The sequence below is a fragment of the Klebsiella sp. WP4-W18-ESBL-05 genome (assembly GCF_014169075.1).
Taxonomy (GTDB): Bacteria; Pseudomonadota; Gammaproteobacteria; order Enterobacterales; family Enterobacteriaceae; genus Kluyvera; species Kluyvera ascorbata_B.
This window is the reverse complement of the sequence record NZ_AP022057.1, coordinates 3,038,231-3,055,031: the sequence shown is the minus strand read 5'-3', so window position 1 is coordinate 3,055,031 and position 16,801 is coordinate 3,038,231. Positions and strand designations below refer to the sequence as shown.

The following is a 16,801-nucleotide window of genomic DNA, read 5'->3' as shown; positions in this document are numbered from 1 at the left end:
GGGTGGCCCTCGCAGACCGCCCGGCGGTGGTGGAGCCGTCAGGTATTATCTTTCACGGTTTCGCTGGCACCGTTGGTTTTTACCGACGCGATGCCCTTATCGCGCGACTGCTCGGTGGCATACAGCTGGCTGGTGCCAATGACCTGGTGGTTGCCCGCCTTGAGGTTGAAGTGAAATTTACCGTTAGTGGCCGTTTTCTTCTCGTAATGTGCGTCCAGCGGGCTATTCACGCGCACGGAGGCGATGCCTTTTTCCGCCGCGGCTCGGGTGGTATAGAGCTCGCTAGTCAGGATAATCTCCCCGTTTCCCGCTTTCAGAACAAATCGGAACTGATCGTTGCTGCTTTTGCTTAATTCAAACCAACCAGCCATGGTGACTCCTTGATTAGATTGCATTCGTTAAACGTATCGACTGACAGTATGAGTATGGGAGATATTGGCGAAGATGCGAGCGGGGAAAAACGAGAGCGGCGCAGACGTGCCGCTCTTAGCTGTTAGGCCATACGGCAGGCGTCGGCTTCCCAGCGGTAGCCTACGCCATAGACAGCGCGAATAAACGACTGTTCGGCGTCCAGCGACTCCAGCTTGCGCCTGAGGTTTTTGATATGGCTGTCGATGGTTCGGTCGGTCACGACGCGGTAGTCATCGTACAGGTGATTGAGCAGCTGTTCGCGCGAGAACACTTTGCCCGGCTCCTGCGACAGCGTTTTCAGCAGACGGAATTCGGCGGGAGTAAGATCCAGCAGTCGCTCGCGCCATGAGGCCTGGAAGCGTGTTTCGTCCACCACCAGCGGGCTCTGTTCGTCCAGCGCCTGCAGCTCCTGACGCGGCCGGCAGCGGCGCAGAATGGTCTTCACGCGTGCCACCACTTCGCGCGGGCTGTACGGTTTGCAGATGTAATCGTCGGCGCCGATTTCTAAACCCAGCAGGCGGTCGATCTCTTCAATTTTGGCGGTCACCATGACAATCGGGACCTCGGAGAAGCGACGGATCTCGCGGCACAGCGTCAGGCCGTCGGTGCCTGGCAGCATTAAATCCAGCAGGATCAGGTCCGGCGGCGTCTGGCGCACGTACGGCAGCACTTTATCACCGTGGTTAATCAGCGTTGGCGCATAATTGGCTGCCAGTAAATAGTCGATGAGCAACTGCCCCAGCTTGGGTTCATCTTCAACGATCAGAATGCGTGGGGCGTTTTCATCAATCGGTAACTCGGTCATATTTCTCTCGGTATTACGCGTTCCAGCGGTAATTCTACTTTAATGCTAACCCCGCCAAAAGGCGAATGTCCGACGTGGAGCTGGCCGCCGTGGGCGGCAACAATATTCGCGCAGATAGCCAGCCCCAGGCCGGATCCGCCGCTGGCGCGGTTGCGCGAGCCTTCGGTGCGGTAAAAGCGTTCACAAAGTCGGCTTAGCTGTTCATCGCTGACGCCGGGGCTGCTGTCGGCAAACTCCAGCACGATGCTTTGCGCCAGCAGCTCGCTGCGAATCTGTACCTGCCCACCGCTGTCGGTGTAGCGCAGACTGTTTTCCAGCAGGTTATTAAACAGCTGCATCAGGCGATCCGGATCGCCAAAGACGGTGGCGTTTTCTGCCAGCGCCAGATTGAGCGTGAGCCCACGACTGGCCAGCCGCTCGCGGAAGGCGTCAGCGGCAATTTCAACCAGCGCAATGATATCGACAGGCGCTTTCTGGTAGGCCAGCGCACCTTCGTCGGACATCGAAAGCTGGTGGAGATCGTCCACCAGCTTGGTCAGCGTCGCGACTTCAGCCTGTAGCGAGGTGACCGATTCCGGGGTGAATTTGCGCACGCCGTCCTGAATTGCCTCCAGTTCGCCGCGCAGTACCGCCAGCGGCGTGCGCAGCTCGTGGGATATGTCGGCCATCAGGTCCCGACGCATCTGCTGGTTTTTTTCCAGCGTGCTGGCGAGGCGGTTAAAATCCTGCGCCAGCTTGCCCAGTTCATCACCGCTGCTGACCGGAACGCGGGTAGAAAAATCGCCCGCAGCCAGCCTGTGGGTGCCTTCAACCAGCCGCCGCACCGGCGCGAGCAGACCGCGCGCCAGCGGGAAGGTGGCCAGCGCCGCCAGCAGCGTGGCCAGGCCGACGATAAGCCAGCTGGTACGCCGCTGCTGGCGATCGAAGTTAATATCCGTGTTGCGGGTCAGGCGTTCTACCGGCGAAGCGATCACCGCACCGACTTCAGCGCCGTTGACAATAATACCGCGCCGGGTGCCGTCAATCGGCACCGCTTCACGCGGGCCGACCAGTACGCGGGCTTTTTGATCGACAACCCAAAACTGTGTTCGCCAGCCGTGGGGCGGCATACCCCCGCGATCCGGGCCGCCGCGATCGGGCGCACGGTCAGGCCCGCCGTCGGGGCCGGGAGGGCCTGGCGGCATACGATCTTCACCGTTATCGTGCTCGAAGGAGCGCAGGATCTGGAACACGAAGCGGTCGTTATTGCGTAAAAAACGCCAGTTTCCGTGCAGCGCGTACTGTTCCGCCAGCGCGTCGCTCAGCAGCTGCAGCCGCTGCTCGTTGCCGCGCTTAATGTAGTCAATAAAGCCGCGCTCGAAGCTAACACGCACGGCCCAGTGCATGCTGATAAGCAGCACGATACAGGTGGTTAAAATGACGAGAAACAGTTTGCCGGAGATACCCGGGCGCCATAATTTCACGGTCTACTCCTTCAGTTTGCGTCGGGCAATAACCACGTTTTTGCTGGTGTCGTCCGGCACGCGCGCAAAGACGAGAGCGGGAAGCGCAATAATGATGGCCATACAAAGATAGGTGTACATAAAGACGTGATGCGTCGCCGCGCTGCCGATGGCGATGTGCTGCTGGCCAAACATTCCCAGCAGGAGCCCGGCGAGGGTTACGCCGATACTCATCGACAGTTGCATTATCATCGACAGCAGGCTGTTGCCGCTGCTGGCATGGTCGTCCGGCAGGTCTTTCAGCGTCAGGGTGTTCATTGACGAGAAACGGCTGGAGTTCACCATTCCCTGAATAAACAGCACGACCGGTAGGGCGTAGTACCAGCCTGCCAGAGCGGTAAACATAAACAGCAGGCTGATTAGCGACAGCCCGAGGGTGGCAACAACCAGCACGTGGCGATAGCCGAAGCGGTTAACCACCTGCACGACGATACGTTTCATCCCCATGCTGCCTAGCACCATTGGGATCATCATCAAGCCGGCGTGGAACGGGGTGAAACCGAGGCCAATTTGCAGAAATACCGGCGTCATAAACGGCAGCATGCCGCTGCCGATACGGCCGACGAAGCTGCCCGCCAGCCCTAAAGAGAAGGTGGGGGTATGAAACAGCTTGAGGCTAAACAGCGCGCTGTCGTTGCCCCGTGCGTGCCACAGATAGATCAGGATGGATGCCAGACCAACGCCGACCAGCGCGGCCATCATCCACGGTGAAATGCCCAACCCCTTTTGGCCGTCGAGCGCGAGGGTTAAGGTGGCCATGCCCAGCGCCAGCACGATAAAACCGGACAGATCGAAGCGCCGCGTCTGCACGGTGTAGTTGGGCATCAGCATCAGGGTTGCGATACAGCCGACGATGCCGACCGGGATGTTGATCAGGAAAATCCAGTGCCATGAGGCATACTCGACCAGTATCCCGCCCAGCGCTGGCCCCAGCAGCGGGCCAATCTGCCCGGGAAGGGTGACGAAGGTCATCGCCGCCATGTACTGCTCGCGCGGGACGATTTTCATCACCGTCAGCCTGCCGACGGGGACCATCATTGCCCCGCCGATCCCCTGCAGCACGCGAGCCATCACCAGCTCGTTGAGCGTCCCGGCGAGCGAGCAGAACAGTGACCCCAGGGTAAAGAGGATGATGGCGGTGAAGAAAATATTGCGCACGCCAACCCGGTCAGCCAACCAGCCGCTGGCTGGCAGCATAACGGCGACGGTCAGCACGTAGGCAACCACCACCATGTGCATGTGCAGCGGGCTCTCCCCCAGGCTCAGGGCCATTGAGGGGAGGGCGGTGTTCACGATGGTGGTGTCCAGCGATTGCATAAAAAAGCCAAACGCCACGATCCACAGTTGCCAGCGTACGTTAGCCGGGAGCTCAGTCATGGTTATTCCGTTGCCGATTGTCGGGGTTGACGTGAAAAACGCAGACGCAGACGATCGAAGAACAGATATACCACCGGCGTGGTATAGAGCGTTAACAGCTGGCTCATCGCCAGCCCACCGACGATCGTAATCCCCAGCGGCTGGCGCAGTTCTGAACCATCGCCCCCCGAGAGCACCAGCGGCAGTGCGCCAAACAGCGCCGCCAGCGTGGTCATCATAATCGGGCGGAAACGCAGCAGGCAGGCCTGGAATATCGCCTGCTCCGGCGGCAGATTGCCGTTTCGCTGCGCCTCAAGGGCGAAGTCGACCATCATGATGGCGTTTTTCTTCACAATGCCAATTAATAGCATGATCCCGATTAAGGCAATTAGGCTGAACGGGGCATTGAACAGCTCCAGCGCCAGCAGCGCCCCGACGCCAGCCGAGGGCAGGGTAGAGAGAATGGTCAGCGGGTGGACGTAGCTTTCGTACAGAATACCCAGCACGATATAGACCGTGGCAATGGCGGCGATAATCAGGATCACCTGCGAGTTCATCGTATCCTGGAACACCTGCGCCGTCCCGGCAAACGAACCGCGAACCGTTGAGGGGACGCCAAGCTGCGTCATGGTACGGTTAATCGCATCGCTGGCTTCTGACAGCGATTTCCCGGTCGGCAGGTTGAAGGAAACGGTTGAGGCTGCTGACAGCCCCTGGTGGTTAACCGACAGCGGGGCGTTTGCCGGCTGCCATTTAGCAAAGTAGGACAGCGGGATCGCTTTGCCTTCGCCGTTGATGACAAACATTTTATCCAGCGCGCTGACGTCCTGGGTATAGACCGGGTCGACCTCCATCACCACTTTGTACTGGTTCAACGGCTGATAGATAGTGGATATCTGTCGCTGACCGAAGGCGTTGTTCAGCAGGCTGTTGGCGGCTTCCACGCTGATGCCCAGCCGCGACATCGTTTCCCGATCGTAGACCAGGTCCATTTCCGCGCCGTTGTCCTGCTGATCCGAGTTGACGTCCGCCAGTTCCGGCAGCGCGGCCAGCGCTTTGCGGATCTTAGGCTCCCATTCGCGCAGGGCGCTAAGATCGTCCGACAGCAGCGTGTACTGGTAGCTGGCGTTGGCCTGACGGCCGCCGACGCGGATATCCTGTACCGCCATTAAGAACAGGTTCGCGCCCGGCTCTTTGGCGAGCTTTTTACGCAGCCGATCGATAATCTGCTGCGCCGATGCCTGACGTACGTCGCGCGGTTTGAGGGTGATAAACATCATGCCGCTGTTCACGCGCGAGCCGCCGGTAAAGCCGGTGACGTTATCTACCGCCGGATCCTCACGGATAATTTTCATAAAATCCTGAAGCTTACCGCGCATCGCCTGGAAAGAGATGCTCTGGTCGGCCTGAATGCCGCCCATCAGTACGCCGGTATCCTGCTCCGGTAAAAAGGTTTTGGGGATTGAGATGTACAGCCATATGTTCAGCGCGATGGTGGCAAGGAACACGACGCCCACCAGCCGGGCGTGCGCCAGCACCCAGTGCAGCGATTTGGCATAGCCGCGCTGCATGGCAATCAGCAGGCGGCCGATGCCTTTGTTACGGTTAGGGGTATGCGCTCGGCTGGATTTCAGCATCCAGCCGCACATCATCGGCGTGAGGGTCAGCGAGACGGCGAGCGAAATCCCGATCGCGACCGACAGCGTCACGGCAAACTCACGCAGCAGCCTGCCGGGCAGGCCGCCCATCAGCAGCAGCGGCAGGAACACCGCCACCAGCGACACGCTCATCGACAGCACGGTAAAGCCGACTTCACGGCTACCCTGCAGCGCTGCCTGTAGCGGTTTCATGCCCGCTTCCAGGTGGCGGGAAATGTTCTCCAGCACCACGATGGCATCATCCACCACAAAGCCGGTGGCGATGGTCAGCGCCATCAGGGACAGGTTGTTGAGGCTAAAGCCGCAAAGGTACATGGCGGCGAAGGTGCCGATAAGCGACACCGGTACCGCGACCGCCGGAATCAGCGTCGCGCGGCCGGATCGCAGGAACAGGAACACCACCAGAATCACCAGCGCCACCGAAATCACCAGCGTCTGTTCCACTTCTTCGAGCGAGGCGCGGATCGTGGGTGAACGGTCCTGAGCGATTTGCAGGTCAATGGCCGCCGGAATGGTCTGCTGGAGTTCCGGCAGCTCGGCGCGGATCCGGTCAACGGTGTCGATAATATTGGCTTCCGGCAGCTTGCGGATCATCAGCAGAATGGCCGGTTTGGCGTTGGTCATCCCGGCGTTGCGCACGTCCTGTACCGAGTCGCTGACCGTTGCCACGTCGCCCAGACGCACCGCTGCGCCGTTGTTATAGTGCACAATCAGCGGCTGATATTCGGCCGCTTTTTTCAGCTCATCGTTGGTTTGCACCTGCCAACGCTGGGTACTGTCGTCAATGGCCCCCTGCGGCTTGCGCACGTTAGCGTTGCTGATGGCGGTGCGTACCGCATCCAGCGACACGCCCTGGTTAAACAGCGCCTGCGGATTGAGGTCGACGCGAACGGCGGGCAGCGAGCTACCGCCAACGTCTACATCGCCGACGCCGTCAATCTGCGCGATGCTTTGCGCCAATTGGGTGGAAGCGAAATCGTACAGTTCGCCCTGCGAGTAGGTGTCCGAGGTCAGCGTCAGGATCATAATCGGCGAATCTGACGGATTGGCCTTGCGGTAGGTCGGACGGCTCGGCATGCCGCTCGGCAGCAGGTTTTGCGCGGCGTTGATCGCCGCCTGCACGTCACGCGCAGCGCCGTTGATGTCGCGGTCGAAATTAAATTCCAGAATGATTCGCGTGCTGCCCAGCGAACTGCTGGAGGTCATTTCGTTCACGCCCGCAATACGCCCCAACGACCGCTCCAGCGGCGTGGCGACGGACGAGGCCATGGTTTCCGGCGAGGCCCCCGGCAGCGAGGCGCTGACCATAATCACCGGGAAATCGACCTGCGGCAGCGGCGCGACCGGCAGTAGACGAAAGCCCAGCACGCCGCACAGCGTGATGGCGACGGAAATCAAAATCGTCGCTACCGGGCGGTAAATGAAGAGCGCAAAAAATTTCACTTACGCTTCCTCTTCACGGTGCGGGAATCGGCTTTTCAGGTACAGCGACAGACGATCGAACAGCAGGTAGATAACCGGCGTGGTGAACAGCGTCAGCACCTGGCTAACCAGCAGCCCGCCGACCATACCGATCCCCAACGGGCGACGCAGTTCGGCGCCGACGCCGGTACTCAGCATGAGCGGCAGTGCGCCGAGCAGGGCGGCCAGCGTGGTCATCAGAATCGGGCGAAAACGCAGCAGGCAGGCCTGATAGATAGCTTCTCGCGGCGCCATCCCTTGTTCGCGTTCGGCGGCGAGCGCAAAGTCGATCATCATGATCGCGTTTTTCTTCACGATGCCGATCAACAGAATTATCCCGATGATGGCGATCACGTCCAGCTCGTTGCCCGCAATCATCAGCGCCAGCAGGGCGCCGACGCCTGCCGTCGGCAGGGTCGAGAGAATGGTGATCGGGTGAATAAAGCTTTCATACAGTACGCCCAGCACAATGTACATCGCGACGACCGCCGCAACCACCAGCCAGACGGTGCTGCTGAGCGCCGACTGGAAGGCGAGGGTGCTGCCCTGGAACTCGGTGCGGATATCGGCCGGGAAATTCAGCGTTTTCTCCGAGTCCATGATTGCCTGCACCGCGTCACCCAGCGAATAGTTATCCGGCACGTTGAACGAGATGGTGGTCACCGGGAACTGATCGAGATGATTGATCGACAGCGGCGCAAAGCGCTGCTCAACCTTAGCAATGGCGGTCAGCGGTACGATGCCGCCGTCGCTGCTGGTCAGGCGAACGTTATCCAGCGCCGCCAGCCCCGGCGTTGCGCGGGTGTCATGCTCCAGCACCACGCGGTACTGGTTGGCCTGGGTGTAAATGGTTGAAATCAGCCGCTGGCCAAAGGCGTTGTACAACGCGTTGTCGACGTCGGCCATTGAAATGCCGAGACGGCTGGCGCTGTCGCGGTCAACGTTAACGTAGGCGACCAGCCCTTTGTCCTGCCAGTCGCTGCTGACGTCGGAAAGCTGCGGCAGCGTCTGCAGTTCGGCCATCAGCTGCGGAACCCACTCGCTCAGCGCGTCCAGCGAATTGGCCTGCAGCGTAAACTGGTACTGGGTGCGGCTGACGGTGGTGTCGATGGTTAAATCCTGCGTCGGCTGTAAATACAGCTCAACCCCGGGAATGCGGTCAACCGATTGCTGCAGGCGGCCGATGACCGTCTGAACGCGGTCATCGCGTTCGCTGAGCGGTTTGAGGTTAATTTGCAGACGTGCGCTGTTTAGCGCCGGGTTGGTGCCGTCGACGCCCACAAAGGAGGTCAGACTTTCTACCGCCGGGTCTTTCAAAATGGCGTCAGCCACCGTTTGCTGACGTTGCGCCATGCTGGCGAATGAAACCGACTGCGGCGCTTGTAGGGTCCCCTGGATAATGCCGTTATCCTGAATCGGGAAAAAGCCTTTGGGAATCGTTATCCACAGGATAACCGACAGCGCCAGCGTGCCCAGCGCTACGCTCAGCGTCAGCCATGGATGGTTGAGTACGCGCGCCAGCAGATGGCCGTAGACGGCAATCACCCGGTCAAAGAATCGCTCGCTGGCGCGTGAGAACCGATTCTGTTTGCGCAGTGATTCGTGGCTCAGCATCCTTGCGCACATCATCGGCGTCAGGGTTAACGACACCACTGCGGATATCAGTATCGCCACCGCGAGAGTGACGGCAAATTCACGGAACAGACGACCGACAATATCGCCCATAAACAGCAGCGGGATCAGCACTGCGATCAGGGAGAAGGTCAGTGAGATGATGGTAAAGCCAATCTCGCCCGCGCCTTTCAGCGCCGCGGCCATCGGTTTCTCGCCCTTTTCGATATAGCGTGAGATGTTCTCGATAACCACAATCGCATCATCGACCACGAAGCCGGTGGCGATAGTCAGCGCCATTAACGTCAGGTTGTTGATAGAGAAGTCGAGAAACACCATGACCGCAAACGTGCCGACCAGCGACAGCGGTACGGCGACCCCGGGAATGATCGTCGCCGGGACGTTACGCAGGAACAGATAAATAATCATGACCACCAGCGCAATCGCCAGCATCAGTTCGAACTGCGTGTCGGACACTGAAGCGCGAATGTTGGTGGTGCGGTCAGAGAGCACCTCAACGTTGACTGATTTCGGTAAACTTTCGGTCAGCTGCGGCAGCATCTGACGAATGCTGTCCGCGGTCGAGATGATATTCGCGCCCGGCTGACGTTGCACGTTCATCACGATGGCCTGTTTTTTATTGGCCCACGCGCCAAGCCAGGTATTCTCTGCACCTTGCTCAATGGTCGCTACGTCGCCAAGGCGAATTGGCGCGCCGTTTTTATAGGCGACGATCAGCTGACGGTATTCCTGCGCGGACTGCATCTGATCGTTTGCCGAAAGCGTTACCGCGCGCGCCGGGCCGTCGAGGCTGCCTTTTGCGGAGTTGACGTTGGCGCTGGTGATGGCGGTGCGAATATCTTCGCTGGTCAGCCCCAGCGCGGCAATAGCCTGAGCGTTGAGCTTCACGCGCACCGCCGGACGTTGGCCGCCCGCCAGCGTGACCAGCCCGACGCCGGAGACCTGGGAGATTTTCTGCGCTACGCGGGTTTCCACCATATCTTCCACTTCCGTCATCGGCGTGGCGGACGAGGTGACGGCGAGAGTCATTATCGGCGGATCCGCCGGGTTGACCTTGCTGTAAACCGGTGGATTAGGCAGATCGCTCGGCAACAGGTTGGTGGCGGCGTTAATCGCCGCCTGCACTTCCTGCTCGGCGACGTCCAGCGGGAGCGTCAGCTGGAACTGAAGGGTGACGACCGATGCGCCGCCGGAGCTCTGCGACGACATCTGCTTGAGGCCGGACATCTGGCCAAACTGACGCTCAAGCGGCGCGGTAATCGCCGACGTCACCACATCCGGGCTGGCGCCCGGATACAGGGTGACGACCTGAATGGTCGGATAGTCCACTTCCGGCAGCGCGGAAACGGGCAGGAAACGGTAGCCGATGATCCCGGCCAGCAGGATCGCCACCATCAGCAGGGTGGTGGCGACCGGGCGCATAATAAACAGGCGGGATGGGCCGCCAGTATTGCTCGGCGGTAATACTTGCATCAGCCACGCGCTCCTTTATGGCCCGCAGAGCGGCCCTCGGCGGCGGCCGGTTTCTCCGCATTGGCGGTAGCGGCATCGTGGGCGGTAACGACTTCCACTTTCGCACCTTCGGTTAAGCGGTCAATACCGTCGGTCACCACGCGATCGCCCGCGGAGAGCCCGGCGTCGATGACCACTTTCTGGCTATCCTGAATCCCCGGCGTCACGGTGTGTTTGCTGACCTTGTTGTCGCTGTTCAGCACCCAGACAAAGTGGCCATCGTTGCCCATTTGCAGCGCAGCGGCAGGGATCACCACCGCATTTTGCTGGGTATCGACCAGCATACGGGCGTTAACAAACTGGTTCGGGAACAGGGCATCGTCCTGGTTGTTAAAACGCGCTTTCAGCTTGATGGTGCCGGTGGTGGCGTCAATCTGGTTGTCGAGGCTCAGCAGCGTGCCGTCGCTGAGTTTGCGTTTGTTGGTGCGATCCCACGCTTCCACCGCCAGCGTTTGCCCGGCTTTTTGTGCCGCCACGACGGTTGCGATATCATTTTCCGGCAGGGTGAAGACCAGATCGATAGGGTGCGTTTGCGTCAGCACCACGATGCCGGTGGTGTCGCCGCTGGAGATCTGGTTGCCGATATCGACCTGTTTCAGACCTACGCGGCCGTCGATCGGTGCGGTGATACGGCTCCAGTCAAGCTGCAGCTGCGCGCTGGCGACGGCGGCTTCGTCGGCCTTAATCGTACCTTCGGTTTCGCTGACCAGCGACTGCTGGGTATCCAGCTCCTGGCGCGAAACCAGGTTGGTTTTTGCCAGCTGCTGATAGCGGGCCAGATCGCGGCGCGCGTTGGCCAGCGTTGCTTTGTCTTTAGCCAACTGACCCTGCGCCTGAGCGAGCGCGACTTTAAACTGACTAGGATCGATTTCTGCCAGCAGATCGCCGGCTTTGACCTGCTGGCCTTCCTGGAAGTGAATGGCTTTGAGCTGCCCGTCGACGCGGCTACGCACGGTCACGGTGTTGGCGGCCGTAATGGTACCCAGCCCGCTGAGGTAGCGCGGAACGGCTTCGCTGGTGGCGGTTGCGGCCTGTACCGGCGCGAGTGCGCCGCCAAAACGCCCGCCGTGACGTCCGCCGCCGGCCGGGGCGGCCCCTGCCGGTTTCGCTGCGCCTGAAGTGTCGGAATTGCTGCTGAAATGCCAGATGCCTATCGCCCCAGCGGCCACTACCAGCACGGCCAGCGCTACTCGCCAGCGAATCTTATGACTGCCTTTCATTGTTATACGTGTCTCGTCCTGAATCATTCCACGAAATGATACTAGTTTAGTAACGGAACGCTCAGAAAAAATGGAGGAAATATGAAAGACGGAAGGAATCGTCTGAATCGCGTCAGCTTTACGAGCCGCCTCGCAATCCCCAACGATGAAAAACCGCGCCGCCGCCGCACGTGCTACCGTCGGCGGCGTTTAGCAGGGCGCTAAAACAGGAAAGCCCCTCCTGAAGAAGGGGCCTTTTATAAGGAAAGGGTTATGATGAAACACCTCATCATACTGGTGATACTCTTAGTGATTAGCTTGCCAGCATACTAAGACACCAGGGGGAGGAGAAATCCTCCCTTACCCTCATTCCTTTACCATAGGTCGAAAAAACAGCGAAGTCAACGGCGAACCATCAGGCGAATACCACCTGCGCCCAGCGCGCCAGACCGGCGGTTACCGAGCCAAAATCGTCGCCGCCGGCAATCGGAATGCCGGGCAGCTGTTGGGCCAGCGCTTTCTTAATCAGCGGCGAGCGGGCGCTGCCGCCGGTTAAGTAGATGACGTCCGGTTTTTCGCTGCTGTTTTCCAGCGCCAGCTGTACCTGCTCAAGAATGCGGGTCAGCGGCTGGTTCAGCGCCGTTTCAAGACCGTCCTGGCTGATGGCGGTCGCCAGTTCATCGCTGATAAACGGCAGTGAGGTTGCGATGTGTTCGCTTTCGGACAATGCAATTTTGCTCTCTTCCGCGCTACGCACCAGACGGTAGCTTAACCGCTGCTGCCACACTTTATAGAGCAGCGCGACTTTATCGGCGTCGCGGGCGTCACGCGCCAGATCGCGCAGCAGGCGGCCGTTGGCGGCGCTGTAGAAGTCGGTTTGCGCCGGCACGTCGTTAATCGCGACCGCGTTCCACCACGGCAGGATCGGCAGGGCTATGCCTTTTTCCGTTTCGCCGCCCATGCCGAGCAGCGGCATCAGGCTTTTGAACGCCAGCGCGATATCCAGATCGTTACCGCCAACGCGGCAGCCGCTGTGGCCGAGCAGGCTCTGCTCGCGGTCGTGACGGGCGCGCCACTGCGGCCCCATCAGCAGCACCGAGCAGTCGGTTGTCCCGCCGCCGATATCCACCACCAGCACCCGTTTTTCCTCGCTGAGGCTGGCTTCAAAATCCAGCCCGGCAGCTACTGGCTCATACTGGAAAACCACGTCGCGGAAACCGGCGCGTTTCGCCGCACGCTGCAGAATACCTACCGCCTGCGCGTTGGCTTCATCGCCGCCCAGCCCCTGGAAGTTAATCGGGCGGCCAATCACCGCCTGCTCGATGGTATCCTGCAGCTGCGACTGCGCCTGCTGGCGAATATGCAGCATCATCGAACACACTAAATCTTCGAAAACGGCAACCTGCTGCGGCTTCAGGCCGCTGGCGCCGAGGAAGGATTTCGGTGACTTCACGAAGTACACCTCTTCCGGGTCATCGATATACTGTTTGAGCGATGCCAGGCCAAACTGCACGCTGTTGCTCAGGACGTCGATATCTTCATCGCGGTTGTAGTTCATCGCGCGGCGCAGCAGGGCCTGGGTTTCATCGCCCGTGGCCGGTACCTGATGATGGCGATACAGCCATTCGCTGACCGCTTCGCGGGTCGGCGCTGACAGCATCGACGGCAGCAGGGTGCTGCCGTTCTCCATCATCAGCATGCGCGGCGCGCCGTCCTGCATCACGGCGATAGAGCAGTTCGCCGTCCCGTAGTCAAAACCAATAAACACGTCAATCATCCCCATGCCAGTGAAGAAAGGGGGGCGACTTTAGCGGAATGTGGGGATGGCGGCAACTGGAATATGAAAGCAAGGTTTTCGCGTTGATTAGCGGCTATGCTGTCACGCTACGCCCGTTGTCTTAAGATAAGGAGACTCGATGTTTGAACTGCCCTGGCGAGCGCCGTACGACTGGCGCTGGATGTTTGGTTTTTTACAGGCGCGTGCCGTTGCGGGAATCGAGCATTTTCATGCGCACAGCTATACCCGTAGCTGGCGCTGCGGGCCACATTGTGGGCTTATCACCATGACGCCGGACGACGTGCAGCAACGGCTTCGGGTGACGCTGTCCGCCGGGCTGCTGCCGGTGGCGGACGAGGCCTTAGCAGGCGTCACGAGGCTGCTGGATTTGCACTGCGATCCGCAGCAGGTGCAGCGCGCGCTGGGGGCGCTGGCGGCAGGGAGGCCGGGGCTGCGCTTGCCCGGCGCATTTGATGCCTTCGAGCAGGGCGTGAGGGCGATTCTTGGCCAACTGGTGAGCGTGAAAATGGCCGCGCGGCTGGCGGCAAAAGTGGTGGCGCTGTACGGCGAACCGCTGGCGCAGACGGACGGCTTTGCTTTATTTCCTACACCGGAGCGGCTGGCGGCGGGTGACCCACTGGCGCTGAAGGCGCTGGGAATGCCGCTCAAGCGCGCTGAAGCGCTAATCCATTTTGCCCGCGCGGCGGCCAGCGGCGAACTGCCGCTGACCCTGCCGGATGATGTCGAGCAGGCGCTTCGTGCGCTCCAGCAGTACCCGGGAATCGGCCGCTGGACTGCAAACTACTTTGCGCTGCGCGGTTGGCAGGCGCAGGATATTTTCCTGCCGGACGATTATCTGATTAAACAACGCTTTCCCGGTATGACGCCCGCGCAGATTCGCCGCTACGCCGAGCGCTGGCAGCCGTGGCGCTCCTACGCGTTATTGCATATCTGGTATGCAGACGGCTGGTCGCCGACCTGACGCGGCGGGCTGTACACCGTCACGATGCCGCGGCCGTTATGCTTCGAGGCATAGCAGGCGGAATCGGCCTGCACAAGCACGTCGGCCAACTGAGCGTTGTGCTCATGGATCAACGTCAGTCCGGCACTGGCGCCGATGCGGTGCCGACGGCCGGCCCAGGTAAACTCGTAATGTTTGATGGCTTCAACAATGCGCTCGGTTGCATTCAGCGCCTGCTCGGTAGAGCAGTGGCGCAAAATAAAGCCGAACTCATCGCCGCCGAGGCGTGCCAGAATATCGCTCGGCCGCAGCTGTGAGCGCATCAGCCCGGCGATTTCATGCAGCAGGGCATCACCGGCGGCGTGGCCAGCGCTGTCGTTGACCGCCTTGAAGAAGTCGAGATCCAGCATGATCAACGCGTGCGATTGGTGGCCGCCCGGTAGCGCCGTCAGCAGCGCTTTAAGCTGGCTTTCGAAGCTTGAACGGTTGGGCAGGCCGGTCAGCGCATCGTGACTGGCGTTATAGCTCAGCTGACGCAGCAGGCGGCGTGACTCGGTTACGTCCTGGATAACCAGCACAAAACCAATATGCTCGCCTTCCTGGGTGCTGAGCGGCGTCATGCTGTGGTGAATATCGAAGCTGCCTCCGTAGCGGTTATGCAGCACTTTATTCAGTTCGATATCGCTATCGAGGTTTTCGTCGCTGTACAGATTTTCCAGCGACGGCCCCTTATCGCCAAAGGTAATATTCAGCACCTCGCGCAGCGATTTTCCCTGGGCTTCCGCCTGCGACCAGCCGCTGATTTTCTCGGCGACCGGGTTCATAAAGGTGATGTTCTGCTGGCTGTCGGTACTGATCACTGCTTCACGAATGGAATCCAGCGTAATGTGCAGTCGCTCTTTTTCCTGGAACAGCGCTTCGTTGGTGTGGGTAATCTCTGCCATCAGGCGCTTGTTGGCCTCGCGGCTTTTTTTCAAGTCGTTGATGTCTTCAATCTGCTGGATAAAGTACAGCGGCGTACCGTCGTTGTTGCGTACCAGCGAGACCGCCAGCAGCGCCCAGACCGCTTCACCCTGACGCGTGCGGTAGCGTTTTTCCAGCGAATAGCTCTCAATTTCACCGCGCACCAGACGGTCTAACTGTACCAGGTCCTGCGGTAAATCTTCCGGCCAGGTGACCTGCTGGAAGGTCATGTGATGCAGCTCATCCGGGGTGTAACCCAGAAAGACGCCCAGCGCTTTATTCACCTGTAGCCACTGACCATAGGCGTCGACCACCGCCATACCGACCGCCGAGTATTCCATCGCGTTGCGAAAACGGGTTTCGCTTTCCGTAATACGGCGTCGCTCGCTGTACACCGCGTACATGGCGATACTCATCACGCCGGTAGGCAGCAGCACCATCAGGAACGGCAGCCCCAGCATATTGCTTAACCGGTAGCTGTTAAGGGTGTTTACGATGATCTCCTGCACCAGCGGGTGCTGCGCAGAGAGCGTCAATACCGTCATAATGGTCAGCAGAAAAATCAGGAAGGCTTCAATGCGCGGTAGCCGCACTGCGCTCCACATCATCAGCACCATAATGAAGGTGAACGGCCAGGGCATGTACAGCATGGCAATCACGCTTAGTGCCAGCGTGAGGATGGCGGTCAGTAGGGTTGATGCCAGCAGCGTGCGGTTGCGATAGCGCTGGAAATAATCCGGGCGGATCAGTAGCCCCAGCGGCACCAGCGCCAGCGCACCGGCGGCGTCCGACAGCATCCACACTACCAGGGTCTGGAAAGCGTTGTCGCCGGGCGTCCAACTGGCGACCAGGATGCCGCCCAGGAACGGGGGAATCAGCGCCGCGGCAATCGCCATTTGCGTCCAGTCGGCTAAATTTTTCAGCGGATTATCATCCACCAGCCAGCGGCGCAGCAGTAGCGCACCCACCAGCGCCTCCATCAGATTTGCCAGCGGATAAAACAGCCCGACCTGTGCAGGGCCATCAACGGCGGTAGCGGCGATGATCCCCAGTACGCCAGCGATGCCAATACAGGGCCACAGCGTGCTGTTAAAACGGTAGAACGCCGCCGTCATGATGGCCGTCGGGAACCAGACCGGCGAGAGCTCGTTGGGTACGCGCATTAACGACAGTGAAAACAGGGTGAATAAAAACGTCACGACAGTCAGACCAAACAGTATCTGCAACGTGCGTTGCCGCGAGGCGGGGAGGAGAGGGATAAAGCTGGTTTCTTTCTTCATTACCACTGTTTTCCGGAGGCAACCGCTCTCCGGCCATGCCGAGATGAGTGCCGATTATGCAACAACTTTAGCGCTATTTATCAGATCTGTGACACTAATTGACAATAATCGTCAATTAGTTACATCCGTAATATTAATTTCATCAATGTCTTGCGCAGCAGAAACCGACGCGCGGACGTTTCATCTTTTGTCATCACCGATCGATGCATTCGACTGGTATCGTTGCGACGAAATCCCTATAATTGCCGCGTTTGGCGCTGATACACGTGTCTATTCAGATCGTT

11 protein-coding genes are annotated in these 16,801 nt (G+C 59.7%); 2 read left to right on the top strand and 9 right to left on the bottom strand.

Going from position 1 to position 16,801, the window contains the following annotated elements; translation table 11 throughout:
* Nucleotides 1-38: 38 nt before the first annotated feature.
* From H7R58_RS14760 to H7R58_RS14730, 7 genes are all read right to left on the bottom strand, one after another.
* On the bottom strand, nucleotides 39-371 hold the full coding sequence (locus H7R58_RS14760) for a YegP family protein (RefSeq protein WP_106929487.1): 333 nt from the start codon (nucleotides 369-371) through the stop codon (nucleotides 39-41).
* 122 nt (nucleotides 372-493) lie between these two features.
* A complete protein-coding gene (baeR, locus tag H7R58_RS14755) occupies nucleotides 494-1,216 on the bottom strand; it encodes an envelope stress response regulator BaeR (protein ID WP_106929489.1) in 723 nt (240 codons plus the stop codon).
* Nucleotides 1,213-2,679: an envelope stress sensor histidine kinase BaeS gene (gene baeS / locus H7R58_RS14750; protein ID WP_182930334.1), complete on the bottom strand. Its 1,467-nt coding sequence runs from the start codon at nucleotides 2,677-2,679 to the stop codon at nucleotides 1,213-1,215. Before baeS ends, baeR begins: the two co-directional genes overlap by 4 nt.
* 3 nt (nucleotides 2,680-2,682) lie before the next feature.
* A complete protein-coding gene (locus H7R58_RS14745) occupies nucleotides 2,683-4,095 on the bottom strand; it encodes an MFS transporter (protein WP_182930335.1) in 1,413 nt (470 codons plus the stop codon).
* 2 nt (nucleotides 4,096-4,097) lie between these two features.
* On the bottom strand, nucleotides 4,098-7,175 hold the full coding sequence (gene mdtC / locus H7R58_RS14740) for a multidrug efflux RND transporter permease subunit MdtC (RefSeq protein WP_182930336.1): 3,078 nt from the start codon (nucleotides 7,173-7,175) through the stop codon (nucleotides 4,098-4,100).
* Nucleotides 7,176-10,298 carry an MdtB/MuxB family multidrug efflux RND transporter permease subunit gene (locus H7R58_RS14735; protein ID WP_106929497.1) on the bottom strand — a complete coding sequence of 1,041 codons (3,123 nt, stop codon included), beginning with the start codon at nucleotides 10,296-10,298 and terminating at the stop codon, nucleotides 7,176-7,178. It lies immediately after the preceding gene.
* Entirely contained in the window at nucleotides 10,298-11,557 is a 1,260-nt protein-coding gene (locus H7R58_RS14730; protein WP_106929499.1) for an MdtA/MuxA family multidrug efflux RND transporter periplasmic adaptor subunit, read from the bottom strand. Before H7R58_RS14730 ends, H7R58_RS14735 begins: the two co-directional genes overlap by 1 nt.
* A gap of 252 nt (nucleotides 11,558-11,809) precedes the next feature.
* On the opposite strand from H7R58_RS14730, the gene H7R58_RS14725 reads away from it, so the two are divergent.
* Entirely contained in the window at nucleotides 11,810-11,869 is a 60-nt protein-coding gene (locus tag H7R58_RS14725) for a type I toxin-antitoxin system Ibs family toxin (RefSeq protein ID WP_182930611.1), read from the top strand.
* Nucleotides 11,870-11,951: 82 nt separating this feature from the next.
* Here H7R58_RS14725 and yegD read toward each other — a convergent pair whose 3' ends face one another.
* Complete coding sequence (yegD, locus tag H7R58_RS14720) at nucleotides 11,952-13,304, bottom strand: molecular chaperone (protein ID WP_182930612.1); 1,353 nt, start codon at nucleotides 13,302-13,304, stop codon at nucleotides 11,952-11,954.
* Nucleotides 13,305-13,452: 148 nt separating this feature from the next.
* On the opposite strand from yegD, the gene alkA reads away from it, so the two are divergent.
* Nucleotides 13,453-14,295, top strand: a complete 843-nt coding sequence (gene alkA, locus H7R58_RS14715; protein ID WP_106929500.1) for a DNA-3-methyladenine glycosylase 2 — start codon at nucleotides 13,453-13,455, stop codon at nucleotides 14,293-14,295.
* Here alkA and H7R58_RS14710 read toward each other — a convergent pair.
* Nucleotides 14,247-16,517: a PAS domain S-box protein gene (locus tag H7R58_RS14710; RefSeq protein ID WP_106929502.1), complete on the bottom strand. Its 2,271-nt coding sequence runs from the start codon at nucleotides 16,515-16,517 to the stop codon at nucleotides 14,247-14,249. The two genes, alkA and H7R58_RS14710, sit on opposite strands and share 49 nt — an antisense overlap.
* Nucleotides 16,518-16,801 lie beyond the last annotated feature (284 nt).